17 protein-coding genes and 1 tRNA gene are annotated in these 16,864 nt (G+C 58.3%); 7 read left to right on the top strand and 11 right to left on the bottom strand.

Features of this window, described 5'->3' with window-relative positions; all coding sequences use genetic code 11:
• Positions 1–67: 67 nt before the first annotated feature.
• Entirely contained in the window at positions 68–1,039 is a 972-nt protein-coding gene (locus QA645_RS31990; protein WP_283045258.1) for a cupin-like domain-containing protein, read from the bottom strand.
• A 1,730-nt stretch (positions 1,040–2,769) separates the two neighbouring features.
• On the opposite strand from QA645_RS31990, the gene QA645_RS31985 reads away from it, so the two are divergent.
• From QA645_RS31985 to QA645_RS31975, 3 genes are all read left to right on the top strand, one after another.
• On the top strand, positions 2,770–3,321 hold the full coding sequence (locus tag QA645_RS31985) for an NYN domain-containing protein (RefSeq protein ID WP_283045257.1): 552 nt from the start codon (positions 2,770–2,772) through the stop codon (positions 3,319–3,321).
• Positions 3,322–3,905: 584 nt separating this feature from the next.
• Positions 3,906–4,121, top strand: a complete 216-nt coding sequence (locus QA645_RS31980) for a hypothetical protein (RefSeq protein WP_283045256.1) — start codon at positions 3,906–3,908, stop codon at positions 4,119–4,121.
• A 90-nt stretch (positions 4,122–4,211) separates the two neighbouring features.
• Positions 4,212–4,454 (top strand): PilZ domain-containing protein, encoded by a 243-nt coding sequence (locus tag QA645_RS31975; RefSeq protein ID WP_283045255.1) that lies wholly within the window; start codon positions 4,212–4,214, stop codon positions 4,452–4,454.
• Positions 4,455–4,532: 78 nt separating this feature from the next.
• Here QA645_RS31975 and QA645_RS31970 read toward each other — a convergent pair.
• Positions 4,533–4,608, bottom strand: a tRNA-Thr gene (locus tag QA645_RS31970).
• A gap of 380 nt (positions 4,609–4,988) precedes the next feature.
• Here QA645_RS31970 and QA645_RS31965 point away from each other — a divergent pair.
• Positions 4,989–6,410, top strand: coding sequence for a glycosyltransferase family 4 protein (locus QA645_RS31965; RefSeq protein ID WP_283045254.1), 1,422 nt, complete (start codon positions 4,989–4,991; stop codon positions 6,408–6,410).
• A gap of 585 nt (positions 6,411–6,995) precedes the next feature.
• On the opposite strand, the gene QA645_RS31960 is transcribed toward QA645_RS31965, so the two are convergent.
• Positions 6,996–7,346, bottom strand: coding sequence for a VanZ family protein (locus QA645_RS31960; RefSeq protein ID WP_283045253.1), 351 nt, complete (start codon positions 7,344–7,346; stop codon positions 6,996–6,998).
• Between the two features lie 732 nt (positions 7,347–8,078).
• Between QA645_RS31960 and QA645_RS31955 the strand changes: the two genes are divergently transcribed.
• A complete protein-coding gene (locus tag QA645_RS31955) occupies positions 8,079–8,234 on the top strand; it encodes a hypothetical protein (RefSeq protein WP_283045252.1) in 156 nt (51 codons plus the stop codon).
• A 603-nt stretch (positions 8,235–8,837) separates the two neighbouring features.
• Here the strand turns inward: QA645_RS31955 and QA645_RS31950 are convergent.
• Positions 8,838–9,008, bottom strand: a complete 171-nt coding sequence (locus QA645_RS31950) for a hypothetical protein (RefSeq protein WP_283045251.1) — start codon at positions 9,006–9,008, stop codon at positions 8,838–8,840.
• Between the two features lie 1,624 nt (positions 9,009–10,632).
• Positions 10,633–10,827 (bottom strand): hypothetical protein, encoded by a 195-nt coding sequence (locus QA645_RS31945; protein WP_283045250.1) that lies wholly within the window; start codon positions 10,825–10,827, stop codon positions 10,633–10,635.
• A 191-nt stretch (positions 10,828–11,018) separates the two neighbouring features.
• On the opposite strand from QA645_RS31945, the gene QA645_RS31940 reads away from it, so the two are divergent.
• Both QA645_RS31940 and QA645_RS31935 read left to right on the top strand, forming a co-directional pair.
• Positions 11,019–11,177 carry a hypothetical protein gene (locus QA645_RS31940; protein ID WP_283045249.1) on the top strand — a complete coding sequence of 53 codons (159 nt, stop codon included), beginning with the start codon at positions 11,019–11,021 and terminating at the stop codon, positions 11,175–11,177.
• A gap of 215 nt (positions 11,178–11,392) precedes the next feature.
• Positions 11,393–12,238 (top strand): TM0106 family RecB-like putative nuclease, encoded by an 846-nt coding sequence (locus tag QA645_RS31935; RefSeq protein ID WP_283045248.1) that lies wholly within the window; start codon positions 11,393–11,395, stop codon positions 12,236–12,238.
• 265 nt (positions 12,239–12,503) lie between these two features.
• Here the strand turns inward: QA645_RS31935 and QA645_RS31930 are convergent, their stop codons facing one another.
• The 6 genes from QA645_RS31930 to mdcC are packed head-to-tail and all read right to left on the bottom strand — an operon-like array spanning position 12,504 to position 16,864.
• Positions 12,504–13,424, bottom strand: coding sequence for an acyltransferase domain-containing protein (locus QA645_RS31930; RefSeq protein WP_283045247.1), 921 nt, complete (start codon positions 13,422–13,424; stop codon positions 12,504–12,506).
• Positions 13,424–14,272 carry a triphosphoribosyl-dephospho-CoA synthase MdcB gene (gene mdcB, locus QA645_RS31925; RefSeq protein ID WP_283045246.1) on the bottom strand — a complete coding sequence of 283 codons (849 nt, stop codon included), beginning with the start codon at positions 14,270–14,272 and terminating at the stop codon, positions 13,424–13,426. Before mdcB ends, QA645_RS31930 begins: the two co-directional genes overlap by 1 nt.
• The gene (gene mdcG, locus QA645_RS31920) at positions 14,269–14,916 is read right to left on the bottom strand and encodes a malonate decarboxylase holo-[acyl-carrier-protein] synthase (RefSeq protein WP_283045245.1); all 648 of its coding nucleotides are present in this window, start codon (positions 14,914–14,916) and stop codon (positions 14,269–14,271) included. The genes mdcB and mdcG overlap by 4 nt, the downstream gene beginning before the upstream one ends.
• Positions 14,909–15,649 (bottom strand): biotin-independent malonate decarboxylase subunit gamma, encoded by a 741-nt coding sequence (mdcE, locus tag QA645_RS31915; protein WP_283045244.1) that lies wholly within the window; start codon positions 15,647–15,649, stop codon positions 14,909–14,911. Before mdcE ends, mdcG begins: the two co-directional genes overlap by 8 nt.
• Entirely contained in the window at positions 15,636–16,550 is a 915-nt protein-coding gene (locus QA645_RS31910; protein WP_283045243.1) for a biotin-independent malonate decarboxylase subunit beta, read from the bottom strand. The genes mdcE and QA645_RS31910 overlap by 14 nt, the downstream gene beginning before the upstream one ends.
• The gene (gene mdcC, locus QA645_RS31905) at positions 16,547–16,864 is read right to left on the bottom strand and encodes a malonate decarboxylase acyl carrier protein (RefSeq protein ID WP_254129761.1); all 318 of its coding nucleotides are present in this window, start codon (positions 16,862–16,864) and stop codon (positions 16,547–16,549) included. The genes QA645_RS31910 and mdcC overlap by 4 nt, the downstream gene beginning before the upstream one ends.

The following is a 16,864-nucleotide window of genomic DNA, read 5'->3' as shown; positions in this document are numbered from 1 at the left end:
GGTTCGCCCAATGGTTAGTCGTCTGAACGAGCACGTCAGTCGGCATGCACGGCTGTTATGTTGGCGACTACCGGACTGACCGAGGTAAGAGTTTTCTTGCCAAACGGTAGGGTGCTCGCAACCTGTCGAGGCCGGAGAAGACCGCCTCTCGATAGTTCTTGGGCCGAGAAGTATTTACGAGTTCCATTGCTCCGGCTTTGATCACGTCACCCGTGACCGATCGGCCAGGGGGTAACGGGTGCAGTCCAATCTTCCTCATCAGCGCGTTGACTTGATAGATGTGCGCTCGTCTATCCAACTCTCGCATGCAAAAGTTTATGCTAACGCTGATCGAGACGTTCGCCCCATTCCGTACCCAATGCGGCGCCAAGGGAGGATGGTGTACGGCCACGCCCGGGGTTAGGCGAAAAAGCTTTCCTCGCTCTCCCAAATCGTCCCGGTATTTCGCGCCGTTCAGATCGCCAAGGTAAAAGTGCTCGATCTCAGCATCTGGTAGAAGCTCCCGATCGTTCGGATCAAAGAGCCAAACGTCTTTCTCTCCCGCAATCTGGCAGAGGAAGTTCGCTTCATGATCAATATGGTACGGCGTTACGATGTTGGGAGAAGATAGGAAGACCGTCATCTGGGCCCAAGTTGTTTGCGAGACAATTGGCGTACCGAGCACGTCCTCTACTTCCAGCAATGCCTGATGCAAGATACTTTGATAACCGGCGTTGACCGCGTTGATGTTGCTGATCTTTACGTAGCTACAAGAATGGGGAAGGGTGCGAATAGCTGTTGCTATGTGATCTCTCTCGACCATTTCAGAGAACTTCGCGTTGGTTCTCGTCTGGCCTCCCGAAACTGAAAACCGGTGCGATTGACCACGCTGCGTCCAACAAGCCGCAGCATCCTCCAACGCCTCGAGTGAAAACAGGGGATTCGCAGCGAGATTGTGCATTAGCGGGAATGCACGTTTACCAAAGTCCCGCCGAAAGTCGGCTGCGGGTGCGAGCAAGATGGCTGGCCTGCTTAGATCACGGGCGTCTGAACCTTCCATGGCAGCAACCTCGACTGAATCCAAAAATGTCGATCCGGCGTAGTGGCCGGTGCTTGCGGAGGGTGAAATTAACTAAATAATTAGCTTTTAAATCATTTGTTCTACCGGTATTATATCAGTTGATTTAAATCATGGGTCAGTTAATTTGTTTCGGAGTGTTGCTGGCGCGGGCGCTAAAGGCGCTTACGAAATTTCATGTCGACCAAGCTTACGCCGCCCCTCCTTGCCTTGGAGGGAGTCTGGTGCCTCTAGGATGCTTGCCCGCGAAAATTCGTCAGAGTTTATTTGAGTAGTTGGAATTTGATGTCTGGGGACTTGGACCGCCGCTATCATGAATTGAAGCGTTTGCGAAAGGTCGTAGCAGATCTCGAGCTCCGCCTTTCTTCGCGACGCCGCAACGAATCGGAGGAGGAGAGGAAGGTCGAACGTCGGGAGCCCGACCTTGAGCTCAAGAAGCACGAGAAGTGAAAGTGCTTGGCGTGCGGTCCGGCAGAATCATATCAGCTGCATTTAACTAGTCGATGCGCATCTTTGAAGGCCAGATGGCGGCTGCTTTGTTGATGCAATGTCGGTGCATTTAGAGGCAAGGTTCCTGTTGCGTAGCTTGGATGGCCCAGCGCTAAGCTACGCGGCCATGTCAGAAGAGCGGCTAGCGAATTGAAAAAGCCCAGGAACGGGCCGCGATGCCGGCATTCAGCGCATGCGCTTTGTCGGACACCCCATCCCATCGTGCAACGGCACGAGGCCCAGCAATTTATGATTTTCCAGCTTTCCAGATCTAAGTCAGGTGTCCAGCTGAATTGCTATGATTTTTGATTCCCGCGGCACACTCCTAGAGGCGTCCGAGCCCAGCGGTATGAGGGCTTGCGGCCATTGCGCGTGATCACGGCCTGGCAGGAAATCACAAGCCCGGAGGTGTCTTGCCTAATCCTCCGTTGCCTCGCAATTATTCGCGGTGGGCGAGGCTGTGGGGACATAGGTTGCGCTATAAGTACTTCAAATTCGCTGCACTGCGATCTTGCTTTACACAACGCGCTACGCCTCGATGGATTGTGCAACGAGACAACCGTCGGGAGGTCTGTGCAACTGTTCGGACTGCATGGCGAACTGTAGGGTGGTTCTTCCCGAACGACCGTGTTCTCATTCTGCGCATGCTTCGGCTAAGAAGAATCGAGGACGATGAACGCTTGCTTTATCGAGTGCGCGGCGTAGTCTTTCGAAGAAGTTTTTAGGTTTAGGTATTTTGGTGATCGCAGTGATGAACGATGCCGCCGTGTATGACGCTGTCCGTCTGAACGAGGCGACTGGGCAGCGGGAGTGGGTCGACCGTATGGGAAGGCGAGATGCAATTGCGCGAGATGGGCTTGAGGTCGATCCTCTGTCTCTCGCATATTGCCCGCACGAGTGGATTGGCCCTGACGGCTACGTCGATATCAATCTAGCCAAGCGACATCCATACGACCTAGCTCTATGATCGAAGTGTCGCGCCAAGAAGCGCGCAGGCTCGTTTGATCTGCCTGATCTTTTTGCGATGAAGTTGTCGGGACGCTTTCGTGCACAGGCTCGGCGTTGCCATTCTCGTTGGAGCGATGGCGCTAGTTTGCGCGCGCGATCTTTCCAATTCTGCAGTCGCGGAGCGTAGGGTCGTCTCGACCATCTCTGGAGCCGAAGTGGATATCAAGCGTCATTTGCGCGAGATCGGAGCGTAACGCTCGCGAGAGGTTATAAAGATGTCGTGCTCATCAAACAGGCTTGCAATCTTCATCGATGGACCAAGCCTGCGTGCCGCGGCAAAGAGTCTGAAATTCGACATCGACTACATGCGCTTGTTGAGGGAATTTCAAGGGCATGGGGGCCTCCTACGAGCCTTTTACTATACCGCGCTCGTTGAGGATCAGGAGTACTCGTCAGCCCGTCCTTTTGTCGATTGGCTTGAATATAACGGGTATACAGTTGTCACCAGGACGACAAGAGAGTTCATTGACAGTTCCGGTCGCCGCAAAGTCAAAGCGAACATGCTCGTTGATCTTACGGTGGACGCCATGGAAATCGCCAAACACATAGATCAGATGGTGTTGTTCTCGGGCGATGGCGATTTCCGATCGCTCGTTGAGGCGATGCAGCGTCGTGGTGTGAGGGTAACTGTTGTCTCAACCGCTGCCAGCGTGCCGTCGATGATTGCCGATGAATTGCGGCGACAGGCTGATGTCTTCACGGATCTTGTCGAGCTGCGTTCCGCGCTTGACCGAGTTTCTTCTGAACGCGTTGTTGCTCGCAGGTAGACTGAGCGATCGCACCTGGGTTCGAGGGAATAGCTATCGTTTCTTACGACCTGGAAGGACGAACGCAATTCCTACAACGATAATGAGGTGATCGTGTTCGGCAGGCAGATCGACGTCGAGCTGGATCCGCGCCCGTGTAGGCCTGACATAGGTGCCGGGCGGAATGACAAGGCGGCCTCACGCAAGGCAAGCTTACGCGGGTGCTCGTTTGCAGTTTGGCTTGATCGACAACGCGATCGTGCGCCCCTCCGGAGAGAGGACACCCCGCACGGTACTTCGCCAGGGGCGCCGGTCGGTGAGATCGGGTAGTATCTGACGTGAAACCGTTAGACCAGTCTACGGCGAGTTCAACGCGCGCGTGAGCGGCTTGGACGCACGGGTCGCGAGCCCGAACCGCTTTAACGCGGTGAGTAGACGACGGAGCTTAGTGGGATATTCGATACGCCAAGTCTCGAAGACCCACCCTATAGATCGACGCCGAATTTGTCTTGCTGTAGACTTCGATTCGAAGTGATCTGAAAAGATTCGCGTAGGCATTTCGAACTACCGTCGTGCTTCATAATGGCGCCGATCAGAGTATTGCGATGAGCTCGGCAATTGAACATGATTTATCTGAGCTGGCTCGAGAAATCGCTCAGCGCCAGCAACTCATCGAAGATCAACTGGCGTTGATAGAAGTGCTTGAACGTGACGGCCACGATGTGGGTGAGCAAGAGATGGCTTTGCAGAAGGAGCGATCCAGACTCGCTTTACAAATTGCTCGACAGTTCGAGCTTTTGCAGAAGCGGTTACCTACGTGAAGTCGCGGATCTACTCCGGGGGCCGCCAAATGCTGTCGCTTGCAGTCAGCTCGCCAAGTCAGTTCACATAGGCGACGGGGCGGAGATCTGATGCACGAGCGTCGCAGACAACAGCGAGCTGACATCGATGAGATTGGCTATATCTCTGGCGATGGATCCAGTTTGCAGTGTCGAGTCCTGAACATTTCTGCAAGTGGGGCCGCGATCGAGCTGCCGGAGAAGCGTTTCATAGAATCGCGCTTCAAATTGATGCTTGGGAGCGATCGCGTCATCAGAGAGTGTCGTCTGATTTGGTCCAGCGAGAACCGAATCGGGGTTGAATTCGTGGAGTAAGATTCGCGGGGCCCAACGCATCAGTTGAGTATCCGGCCGAAGCCGAGACGGGCATACGAATGAAGCCTGCGCCACAATTGGTGCCGGTTGAAGAGACTTGAACTCCCGACCTCCGCCATACGATGGCGGCGCTCTAACCCTGAGCTAAACCGGCATTTAACAGACGTATACTAGCGCCTACCGCCGGATTGCCGATAGGGGGAGATCGAAACACGGTAAATCAATTTTACGATATAATGACCGCGACGCGGCCGCGATTAATTGCATCTTGCGACGCTTCGAAGTGTTGATGCTTACAAGCCGATGGCGGGCGGCGCGGAGAACTGGTTCCATAACTTAGGGTCAAGCGACGGTATCCCGCGGCTTGCCTACTCGCTTTGGTTGAAGTGAATTTTCGGGTGCGTGGTGTTTCGTTCGACGCGCTGGCTGCTTGCGACGTTGTAATTCGCCCTTTGCGCCATTAAGCCGCAGCGATGCTTTCGGTTGATCGGTTATGCTTGAATGTTGACCATTTCAACCTGAGAGCAATCGGTTTTGAAACTGGCTGGATTAGCGATATTTATCGCCTGTTTTTCGGGCTTGATAGTGGGAGGGCTGTTTTTATCCGACCTGACGGGCGTCATTGCGCTACTTGAGATTGATTTTGCCGATCAACCGTCCTTCGTAAGGGCCGATGGCGTCTTTTTAGGACAACTCGCCTCAGTTGGGCTACCCGCGATGCGTTTGACGTGTGGGGCTCGGTGGGAGCACCGCCGAGCGGTTCGTGTTCTACACTACATGGGCACGAATTTCGGCATGACAGGCGTTGAGACGTTTATTCTGCAACTCGTCGCCGCGCAGAAACGTCGCGGATTTACTCCGTCGATTGTCATGGAGCTCAGCAATCGACTGGAAGTCCGAAGGATTGCGGGTGAACACGGCGTGGTCGTGCACGATCTTCCAAAACGGGAAGTCGTCTCACGCCGCGTTCCACGAAAAGTCGCGACTGCGATGTTGCGTATTCGACGAGTTCAGGCGCTCTATGCGTTGCTTAAGGACAATGACGTTCTTCACATTCAGGCGGTCGGACTTTCGGGCCTTGACGGATTCGTTGCTGCTGCCCTTGCCCGCAAGCCGGTTGTCGTTACGCATCATGGCACCTTGAGCTGGTTTGCGCCGCAGCGTGATTTGCTTGCAGAGGTCACGTTCTGGATGGAGAGACGAATAGCTTCGAGAATTGTTATGCCGTACGAGGCCGCTCTAGCTGAGATGACCGCCGAGGGGGTCCCTGCGGATCAGTCCAAGGTCATTCCATTCTGTGTCGACGAAGAGCTCTTCTCTGGCGCTTCAATGCCTTCGGCTGAGGACGAATTTACGCTCGTGTTGGTCGCGCGTATGGTGGCCGGCAAAGGGCATGGCGAGTGTCTACGTGCGCTCGCCAAGCTCTCGCCGCGCTATCCGAAAATTCGTGCGGTATTCATTGGTGACGGGCCGACGCGTGACGAGATCGAACAAGAAATTGACCGCCTTGGTTTGCGGAAAATTGTCTCATGCAAAGGCAAGGTTGACCACCGAGAGGTACCTAGGCTTCTACGTGACGCAAAAGTGATAGTTTTGCCGACCTATGAGCCCGGAGAAATGTATCCTCTTTGCCTTCTTGAGGGGATGGCTCTGGGCCTACCGGCAATTGGCACGCGATGGTCAGGTGTCCCTGACATCATTGATGACGAAGTAACAGGTATCATTGTAGAGCCGAAGGACGAGGATGGCTTGGCCTGGGCGATCGAACGCTTCGTCGCTGACCCTGAGTTCCTTGCTCGAGCCCGCGAGAAATCCCTAGCTCGAATACGGTCACGCTTCACAGCCACCATCGTAGCTGACAGCTACGCGGAGTTATATCGCGATGCGATCGCTGAGCGCTCCCACCAATTGTCGTCGCACGAGATACGAATTCGGCCACCTCGCAAGTTGAGCTGAAAGACGCCCCGTGAGACGTCCGGTACCTCCCGCTGCCCGCGAAGCCTACCAAGTGGGTCGTTGGCTACACTTCCTGCGCGGCGATCAATTTACACTATTTTGGCCGGATCTGGCCAGCGCTCGACCACCGAGGCTGGCGAATACTCCACTTCCCTGAATTCGGCATGCCTTAGTAGCTCCGCACGTTGCGGCCAGGTTGCGCATAGTCGTCTTGGCGTGACTAGGTCAAGTAACCCGCGAACGCTCGTCGCGCCAGTCGACAGAGAAAGGGCGAGTGGAAACGAAGACCCGTGATGCCGCGGTTGCAATCGGCCGCGTTAGCTCGGGAGAACTCAAACCGCCGGATACAGGCTGCAGCTCGTGCGAGCTTCGTCTTGGTTATCGCAGAGCATGAAATCGCTCGCGAAAGGCTCGATGACGACCTTCCAGCTTCCTATGCGCGTCGTCAGTCTGTTTAACAATCGTGCAATTTTCGTCGATTTCGGATGCTTGCTTACGTCGATCTCGACGAAACTCAGACCTTTTCGATCGTTGCTCTGATGCTTACTTTTGAAGGTCAAGCAAGCAATCGGAGGCGAATGTTCCTCAAGAGTGTGGCGGTTGACCTCGAGCGAGAGTTTGATAGAGCCGAGCAAAACCGCAGCCCACCAACGCGCCGACGATCTTCTCTATTGCATCAATCAAATGCCCATGACGATCTGGAGTCAGGTGTTGCAGCAACTCAAGCGTGAAGGCTGCCGCCGGAACGAGCGCTATGATCTGGACGAAGCGATGAGGGTAAGCTGCAACGTATAGTGTTCCAAGCGCGCAAAAAGCTGCAAAACGTTCGATGCCGACGTGACCCGTCTGCGGACGAAGTCCGATTGGTGAGAGTGTTGCAAGGACAATTAGCCCAAATACAGTCCAGGCGGCGACAGGAAACAGCTTTTGTTGCATTGACCTAAACACGGACAGGGACCGTAGTGGCCGAGATCTCAGCGAGGCCGGTCCACCCCTTGCGTGAATAGAAGCGAGGCGCGCGTGGCCAGTAGCCGAGTATGGGCATGAAATTGACCATCCTTGATAAATAATTCGATGTCATTTAATTTAGCGCGCAAATTAAATATGCCATTGCGGCTCTCGAATTGTCAAAGGTGCCATTCGACTCCAGTGGAGTTCCAGTCTTCCTCGGGGCACCGAGCAGCCCCTTGCTGGAATTCGCTCTGAATTCGGTTGATATTTGAATCTCGACAGGATCTTCGCTCTGCCTCATCGGTTCGAGCGCGATGATACCATTGATGTCAGGGAGGCGCCGTCTCGCGTTGGTCACTTGGGCGGCCCTATCCCGCACAAGGTGGCACTCCAACGGGCTCCACGCGTAAATGTTTGTTAAATCAAGTGGATTTCCTGCTGCAGCCTTTGTCCTCGCATCCCCATGGTTCCAGGTCGCAGCATCCGATCGCGATCCAGATTGGTCAGCCATTTCTCATTCTGCGCTTTGAAGTGTCGCCACAGCAACATTTGCGCTGCCTATTAAAGTAAACGCACGTTTTGAATTGCTTGAGATGTGGTGCGGCTATAGGCCTAAGTGCACCGGGGCTGGCGATATTTCACCTACAGATTTTTGATTCCCGGGGGCCGCAAGACAGTGCCGTCTTGCGGCCCATTTCAAATAAATACGAGGGAACAATGAAAAGAACAGTCGAGAGCCGCAAAAACAATTGCCGCCTGACTTCCATTGAAGCGATTGAAGAACGGATTGCCATAATTGAGAACATGCAACGTCGTCTGGAGCAAGCGTTCGGTCGCAGAATTCCTGCTGACACGCAATATTGGATCAATTGAGGACGACATCGCGCCAGTTGGGCTCCTGCGCTGGCGCTTGAACGCGCGCGAGGTGTTACAGGGAAGGGCCCTCGACCGGCACGGGCAAGCAGTTGAAGAGTCAAAACCACTGAAAAAGAGGAGCTGCTGAATCCCGATAGCGCGTGTTCGTGCGATCGAGAAAGGCTCGTCCGACTGAATCACGACGTCGGCGCCGTATGGGCGTACAGTAATAGTCAGTCGGTTAGCTCCAGTAGCCAGCAAATCAGCCGGTTGAAGGCTCCAGTCGCGCCAGCCCCGGACTGGGGCCTTTGCGGTTGCGGGGGGCAAAAACGCCGCCCGCTTAAAAATGTCGCGGCCGGCGGCATCCAGCCCTGGGGGCGATGCATAGTCCGGGCGACAGTTAGTCTTATTGGAACTGGCTCAAGCCAATCGCGACCCAAGCGCCATTTAGCCTGAAACCATTTCAGCGAGCGTGCGTATTGATTCTCATGGCTGGCGAGACTGAAAAGTACGTGCGGTTTGCGGAAGAGTGCCAGAGTCGCGCCGCCAGTGCACGTAACCGTGCAGATGAGGAAGCTTGGCTGGCGCTCGCTGACGAATGGCTGAAGCTTGCGCGCCTAGCTACCGGTGATGCATTCGACCAACCGCTACAATAAGATCAGGGCGCTCCAAAACTTCTACCAGTTGGTCGAGAATGGCGCGCTCGTTGTTGCGGGGCTGCGGCTTCAGGTATTCTTCCAAGATCCGCTGCGCATCGCTCACCGCCTTAAGAGCCAGTTCTTCGTCTTGCATGGAACCAAACTCCGGTTCAATCCGCATATAATCGAGAATTGGCTAAATTTGTTCCACTTAAATTAAGATCCGGGATTTATTTCCCAAATTTATTGTCGCGGTAGGGGACGGGCGTAACCAGAAAGGCTTCTTTTGCAGCCAATGCTCGAATTGTTTGGGGTGTTTGAGCGCTTTGCCATCCACGCCCTTCAACTGCGTGGATAGATGCTGAGTCTGGCCGAAATTGTTCAAGAGGATGCAGTAACAATGTGTTCGGATCGGGGTCCATTCTCGGGGGAGCGGGCCGTGCTGGTGGTGAGCGAATGCGCGAAGCTAGCCAAGAAGTCCCAAGATCAACTGGCGCACCGGGCGTCTTGCCAAGGGCGGCCCGCCGGATATCTCGCGGAGTTTCCCTGCGTATGCGGTAATCTTTGCACAGGGCCTCGCGATGGAATACGAATGCGATCAAAGCTAATCGATGCTCAAGTGCGAATTACTGTCGCCGATTAATTGCAACGGTAGCCCCGTTGGCCGTTCCCATTGGTCTCGGATTATGCCGCTATTCAAATTTCGCGACGTCAGGTTTAAGATCGACATGATCGGCGACGACCTTTGGAGGTGGACCATATTCCCCATTCGAGAGGGCGGGATCACGTTCATAAATTCAGTTTGCGGTTCGCGCGAGCAGGCGATTTCCATATGCCGCGACGAAATCGACAAGCTCATCGGAACGAACTCCGACCTCGGCTCCCCCCAAGACAAATAGCTTCTAGGGCCCGCCATATAGGCCGCTTCACGTTCCGCGCATCGATGAAGCGGGCGTCAATAGGCGTCGCATTTCCAGAAACCTAGTTTTCGGCACCGGAGAGTCGATTACACCGATCCGGCTAGCGATCGGAATATAGGGGCTCGCGCGTTGTGACTAAGGTCGATATCGGCGCGAAAGAATACTTGCGCGTGAAGTTGGCAATGGCGATTTTGGCGAAAGGCATTCGTATAGGCCTAGTCCACGGGTTGATTGCGGTCTCCGTGGCTTTAGGCAGCGAAAGCGGCATGCAGAAGACTGTGCGCAATATGCCCCCGGTCCCTACCGCCGACATTGCCTTGAAGCCAACAATCCGAAGTTGGCTGCAAAGAGGGAACGATGTGAGGATCAAGTCCGAGGAATGGGTCTCTACGCTGGTAGAGGTGACGGGGTGGCACCAAGGGATACATGCAGGCGTGCATACACCGTCGATAGTTGAACAACCCAACCCCCTCCGTTTGAGGCGCTAGGCGGGATCCTATCGGGCTAGTGCTCCGTCCGTCGCGACTTCTGCTGAGCGAATTGTTGTTCGAGCGCTGCCTCCGCCTGCAATACGATCGATCGCCGCGTGTCCTGGTTAGTCAGTTTCTGGAACGCCCTGATCAGGCGAAGTATCTGCAGATCTTCGACGCCGTTTGGCATGGCAAAGGCCCTCTCGATAAAACCGCATCCTTAAATACGAAAACTATGCAGCGTCCTTGTTCGTAGTGGAACAGGGAACTCCGGCCAGGGTTAAATTCTGCCGGCTCGCTGCCAGAGCTGGCGGAGCGGCCCCGGCCCATATCCCCGCTGCCCCTGCGAGCCGGGGCCGTCTCTCCGCCGTTGCGTCGGCGGCAGTCCTTATTCGTTCCAAACACGCTCGCCGCAATCGCACTCGAATGCACGAACGACCGCTTGTCTGTCCGGAAAATGCACGGCTCCAACCAACTTCATCGTTGCACCGCAAGCATCGCATTCCCGGTTCGAATTGTCTTCAATCTCAGCAATTTTCTCTGCTCTGTAAATTTCCATCAGGCAACTCTCGATACCGCCCATCTGAAATCCGGGCAGAACAGAATAAAATGAATCGTGATCCAATTTAAATGGTCTATCATTTAATTTAGAATATTTCCAGATCCGCCGAGTCTCGATGGCGGCTCCGTACGGCCCCCTGTTTTGCTGGGATTGAACCTTTTCGCGAGTGTCGAAGACACCCTTTGGGCCGGGGACTATCTGAGGGAGCAAAGATGCCAACTTCGATTTCGGCGGCAGCGACGCATGCAAGAAATTCCGCCATGTCCAATGATGATAGCGACTCCGACCAATTATTCGCGGTTTCGCTGTTTACCGGCATCGGCTTGTTGGTATCGATAATCGTCGCGCTTTCCAGCATTCAAGGACTTTAGCCTAAGCGCCAACGAAAAGCCGGTAACCTCCAGCAAGCCGGCAGGTTCTCGACGCGAACTGGCGCACGCTTTTGCGGATAGTTTCGTGCACGGAAAGATCATGCCGCCATGGATGCTGCACACTGTGGCCTGGGCGCTGACCGCCGCCGGCTTAATTCATCGTCCTATCAATAATGGTGATGGGCAGCCTAGCCAAGCCCCGGGTCTGGGACCCAGTGCTGGAGACGCTCGCCGAGCGCGGCGCGCTTCACGAACAGGGCTACATCGAGCATCTCGAGCCGGCTGTTTCGGATACCGAGGCCGAAAGCGCCTATCCGGACCCGATCGAGCACTGCGATATTTGCCGATGGCGGCGCCGCTGCGAGGAGAAGAGAAGGGGGGATGACCACATGTCGCTCGTCGCCGGCATCAGCAAGTCCCAGATCGGGGAGTTCGAGAGGCACGGCATCGGCACCACCGCCGCGCTCGCCGCGATGCCAATACCGACGAAGTGGAGGCCGGATCGAGGCGCGGCCAAGAGCTTCGAGAAGGTGCGCGAGCAGGCGCGAATTCAGGTGGCTGAGAGGGACGCAGGGAAGGTTCTGTACGAGACCCTTCCTCTGGTGCCAGGGTTCGGATTGTCGCGGCTGTCGACCCCTTCACCGGGCGACATCTTATTCGACTTCGAAGGCGATCCGTTAGTGGACGAGGGAGGTCTGGAGTTCCTGTTCGGCTACGTCTTCGCCGACGAGGGCGGTGCGGACAGGTACGTCGGCGATTGGGCCTCCAATCGGCAGGAGGAGAGGGAGGCGTTCGAGCGCTTCGTCGACTTCGTGATCGAGCACCTGAAGAAGCATCCGGATCTTCATATCTATCATTTCGCGCCCTACGAGCCGGCCGCGCTGAAGCGCCTGATGGGACGTTACGCGACGCGCGAGAACGAAGTCGACGACCTGCTGCGTGCGGAGATCTTTGTCGATCTGCTCTCGGTCGTGCGTCACGCGGTCCGCGCCAGCGTCGAGAGCTACAGGTGCTTCCCGTCTGGCATCATTCCCTTTCGCCTGCTTCAACAACGGTTGTGAGGTGCTTCAAGTCTATAAGGTCGTGTCTCGGGCTGGTTGCAACTTTTCATTTGGAAATAGCTGCCAACCTATTGATATCATTAGATGCCGTCTCTGCCATTTTTTCCAAATGCATGTTGAAATCGTTAGATAATCGAGCTGATTTTGATTCCGCCATTCGGAGGTTCGATCCCTCCCGCCCCAGCCAGATTTTCCGCTCAGCCTGAAATATCGCGCGAAACCGGCTTGGTTGGGGGCTCCTGCGAGCGTGCTCGGCCGGCCCGCCTCATTCCGAGGTGATCCATGCCCGCAAACCGCCCGCTGAGCGGAATCCGTCGGCAGCGTAGCAGCGGATCGAGGGATAAGGGCCTTGCATCATCTCGGCCAGCGCGTGTCCCGGACCGAGGTCCAGCACGCGATCGACGCCTTGCTCTGCAAGAGCCTCCAGCGTCGCCGCCCAGTCGATCGGGCGTGCGATCTGCTCGGCGAGCTTTGCCGTCGCATCGGATGCGGAGAAGATGCGTTCGCCGCCATCACCGGCGAGGAGGAGCCGCTGATATGCGACGGGCGCGCGCGTGCTTGCCGTGAGTGCCTGATGCAGGGGGGCGCAGGCCGGTTCGAGTCGCGACGTGTGCGAGGCGATCCTGACGGCGAGAAGGCCGGCGCGCGCCGCGCCTTGTGTCGACGCCTCCTGGCAGAGATTGATGACATCCTGCTCCATGCCGCCGATCACATCGAGACGATCGGGGTTCCTGATCGCGATCTCGCAGCCGTGCTTGTCGAGCAACGGTTGCAGCGTGGCCCGATCGAGGCCGCGGACATAGCCGAGCCGGCCGTCCGGGCCTGCCACGCGATCCATCAATCGCGCGCGAATATCGGTCAGTCGCAGGGCTTCGGCGGCGGTCCATATTCCCGCAACACTCCAGGCTGCCATCTCGCCGACGCTGTAGCCCGTGACGGCGGTCTCTTCGGTCAGGAGGTCGGCAATGCAGGCGTGGATCGCGAGCGCCGATGTGACGGTCAGGATCTGGCTGATTTGGTTGATGGACAACTCGTCCGCGCTGCGCGTCCTGGCGAACTCCCGCGGATCCTGGCCGAGACAAGCGGTTGCCGCGACGAAAACCGGCTCCGCAGCAGGCTGGTCCGCGACAAGATCGAAAATCTTGTCCGAGAGCGTCCCTTGTCCGCCGCAGAGCAATGCAAGCATCAGTGTTCTATCCGGTCGATGAAGAGCGTCATGGCGAGCAGGTCCGCCGAACCGCCGGGACTGAGATTGCGTGCGACGAAAGCCTGGTGGATTTGAGCTGCGCGGTCGCGCCAGTCCGGGCAACCGATTCCGCCCGTGGCCAGAAATCCGGACGCACTGGTTTGCGCAAAGCGCAATCCGTCGGCTCCGCCTCGGTGCAACAAATTGGTGTCGGCAACATCTGCGATCAGCGCCATGCAGGTCTGAACGCGAACCGCCTCTTCGTCGAGAGGTACAAGCTTGCGCGCCGCGTACAGAGCGGGAAGAGCGATGTCATAGACGGAGGGGAAGCCGCAAGCGGCTTCCGCCCTCGCGCCGCCGGCGCCATAGCGGCGCGATGCCATCGCGCCATGACTGCGCAGTGAGATCGGGCCGTCGAGGATGGCCTCGCCCCAGCGTTGCGACACCAATTCGCCGACCGGCTTGCGGATACCGAGCGCGCTGCGATAGCCGGCTGCAGCGCAGAGCAGACCCAGCCCGAAGATCGCCCCGCGATGCGTGTTCACCCCGGAGGTCGCTGCCAGCATCGCGCGCTCGGCCGCTACCCCGATCGCGCGCAGCCGGTCCATGCCGGCACCTTCGGCGCCCGCGGCGGCGAGCTCGCCGAAAAACGGCGCCAGCGTGTCCGCGCTCAGGCACAGCAGGGCGGCGTCCATATCGCGATGCGCGCCGTTGTCGACATGACTGACGAGGCCCGGCTTCGGATAGGTCTCGACCTCGAGCTTCAGGCAGAGCGAGGCGAGATGACCGAGCTGCTCCGCACGGAATGCGCGTTGCGGCAGCGCCTGCCATCTGAGCGCAAGGTTCATGACACTGCCCCCGCCAGAAACGCTGCGCGCGCCATGCTTGCGACGCCGGTCGGACTTTTCACGAGGACTTCGTCCTCGTCAGTGCCGGTCAGCTCGCGCCATTGCACGCCGCCGGCCGGGCCTGTGATCTCGCCGTCCAGCCGCATCGGCGCCTGCTTGGCAATTCCGGCGATCGCGGACGGCAGGGTCTTTGCTTGCGCCATTGATGACAGCGGCCAGAGCAGGTCGAGGTCCGAACTCTCCGTCAGATAGGGAAGGCCGGTGAGGTGTTGCCAGGCCAGACTGCCGAACGTGCGCGTCTCCGGCAGAAGTTGAAGCAGCAGGTCGATGGTCGTGCGCCAGTGCGCAGGCGCCGCCGCGGCGGCATCGGCCAACAAGGGAGGAGGGGCGGATGCAACGATATCGGCGGCGGCGAGCGAGACTGCGATGCGGCGTTTGCCGTGGCTTGGCGGCAGTGGCAGGCCGAGCGGAATCATGCCAGCGACGTCGCTGCAAGCCGGCCGGCGAACGATGAGGGGACGACCGGCGTGCGCCCAGCCTGCGACGATGGGCTCGCTGGCGAGCTCGGGATAACGGTTCATCACAGCGGTCCAGGCGGATGCGGCAGCCTTCACCATGCTGTGGCGCGCAAGAGCTTCAGCCATGTCGCGCCTCCCGACGTCGGGGCGCCGCAAGCGCGACAACGCGATCGGCGATCTCGGCCGCCTTGCGCCGGCCGCCACGCTCGGCGCCGAGCCGGCTGCGATCATCCTGTCCCTGCGGCTGTTGCAGCACGGCGGCAAGCTGCGGCGCCAGCGGTGCAGCTTCGTCCCAGACGGCATGAATCCCGCCTGTCAGCACGATGTTGTCGAGCCCGGGCGCGAACACCGGCGTTGCCTCGGCCTTGGCTTTCAGCACGTCGATCGGCAGCTTGGTGACGCGCGCCATCGAGGGCAGGTCCATCACCGCGGGATGGGCGCCGGGCAGCGCCACCAGCGTGCCGGTGGCGAGCGCCGTTGCGATGAACGCGCCGGCCGCGCTGCCACCATAGAGCAGGCCGATGGTGCGGTGTCCTTCGGTCTCTGCCAACAACAGCGCCTTGGCGAGATGCGCGAGATACTCGCTGAGGCCGAGCAACTCGTCGCGCCTGCTCATGCGCTGACTGGCGGAATCGACCAGGACCAGGATCGGTGCGCGATCGCCTGACTTGACGATCTCGATGACGCGCCGCGCGAGCACGATGGCTTCGTCCACGCCCAGCGGTTTGCCCTCGATGATGCCGAGCACGTGGATCAGTCCGCCGTCAGGCAGCACCGCTTGTCCCGAGATCATCGCGCCGTTGACTTCGATCTTGCGGCCGTTCGGGAACAGGCCGGCCAGGATGTCATCGAGCGTCATCGGCGTTCTCCCTGTCATTGGCGGCGCGAAGGAACGCGCCGGTTGGAAGTGCGGGAACCTCGGTCGGATCGCCGATGCCGAGCGCCTGCCAGATCTCGACCGCGTCCTCGCTCTCGCCAAAGCGCTGCAACCGCCGCTCAAGACGCGCCTGTTCGGCTTCGAGAACAGTGACGTCGCATCGCGTGCCGAGGTCGAGTGCATCGATCGCGGCTTGCCGAAAAGCCAATGCGTCGTCGTCGACGAATGTATCGGCGCCGCCGATGAGGTAGCGGTGCTTGCCGCCCATGGTGCGCCAGACCAGCGCGCGGTCGCGCGAGTCGAATTCCTCGATGCCCTTGTTGGTCTCGATCACTTCGGGGCCGCTGACGCTGAGCCGGCCCTGCTCGGAGATGATCAGGCGCGAGCAAGTGCCGGCGATCAGGCTGCCGCCGCCATAGCAGCCGGCGCGTCCGCCGATCAGGCCGACGATTTTGACGCCGGCACGGCGCGCCTCGATCACGGCGCGCATGATCTCGGCGATCGCCAGCTCACCGGCATTGGCTTCCTGAAGCCGCACGCCGCCGGTGTCGAACAAGATCAGCACATCCTGCTTGAGCGCGCGTGCCGCGCGCAACAGGCCAGTGAACTTGGCGCCATGGATCTCGCCGAAGGCGCCGCCCATGAAGCGTCCCTCCTGCGCGGCGACGAAAACCGGCGCGCCGTCCAACTGGCCGCGTCCGATGACCATGCCGTCATCGAACTGCTCCGGCAGGTCGAAGATCGCCAGATGCGGGCTGATCTCGCGCAGCTCGGGGCCGATGAATTCGGCAAAGCTGCCGGCATCGACCAGCGCGTCGATGCGCTGCCGGGCGCTCGCCTCGTACCAGCTCAGCGAAACATTGTTGGCTGCCACCTGTGTCATCGTTCCGGCTCCTCGATCTTGCGGACGCCTTGTGCCAGCCGCAGCGCAACCGTGTCGGGCCGCGCGCCGCCGTCATTGACGGAGATGTGCAAGCCGCCGGCCGAGCGGCGGGCGACGAAATCGCGAACGACGGCGTCCCACACCATGCCGAAGCCATGGGCTGCCGTTGCGATGTCGATGGTGCAGACATCCGGCGACGCGCTGCGCTCCAGCAGCACTTCGAGATTGCCGGAGGCGACGACGCCGACGATCGCCTGCGTGCGGGTGCCGCCGGCGCGCCTGGGGGCAGACAGTCTGAAGCTGAGCTTTTCCAT

Source organism: Bradyrhizobium sp. CIAT3101, assembly GCF_029714945.1.
In the GTDB taxonomy this organism is placed as follows: domain Bacteria; phylum Pseudomonadota; class Alphaproteobacteria; order Rhizobiales; family Xanthobacteraceae; genus Bradyrhizobium.
This window is presented reverse-complemented; position numbering and strand designations above follow the sequence as displayed.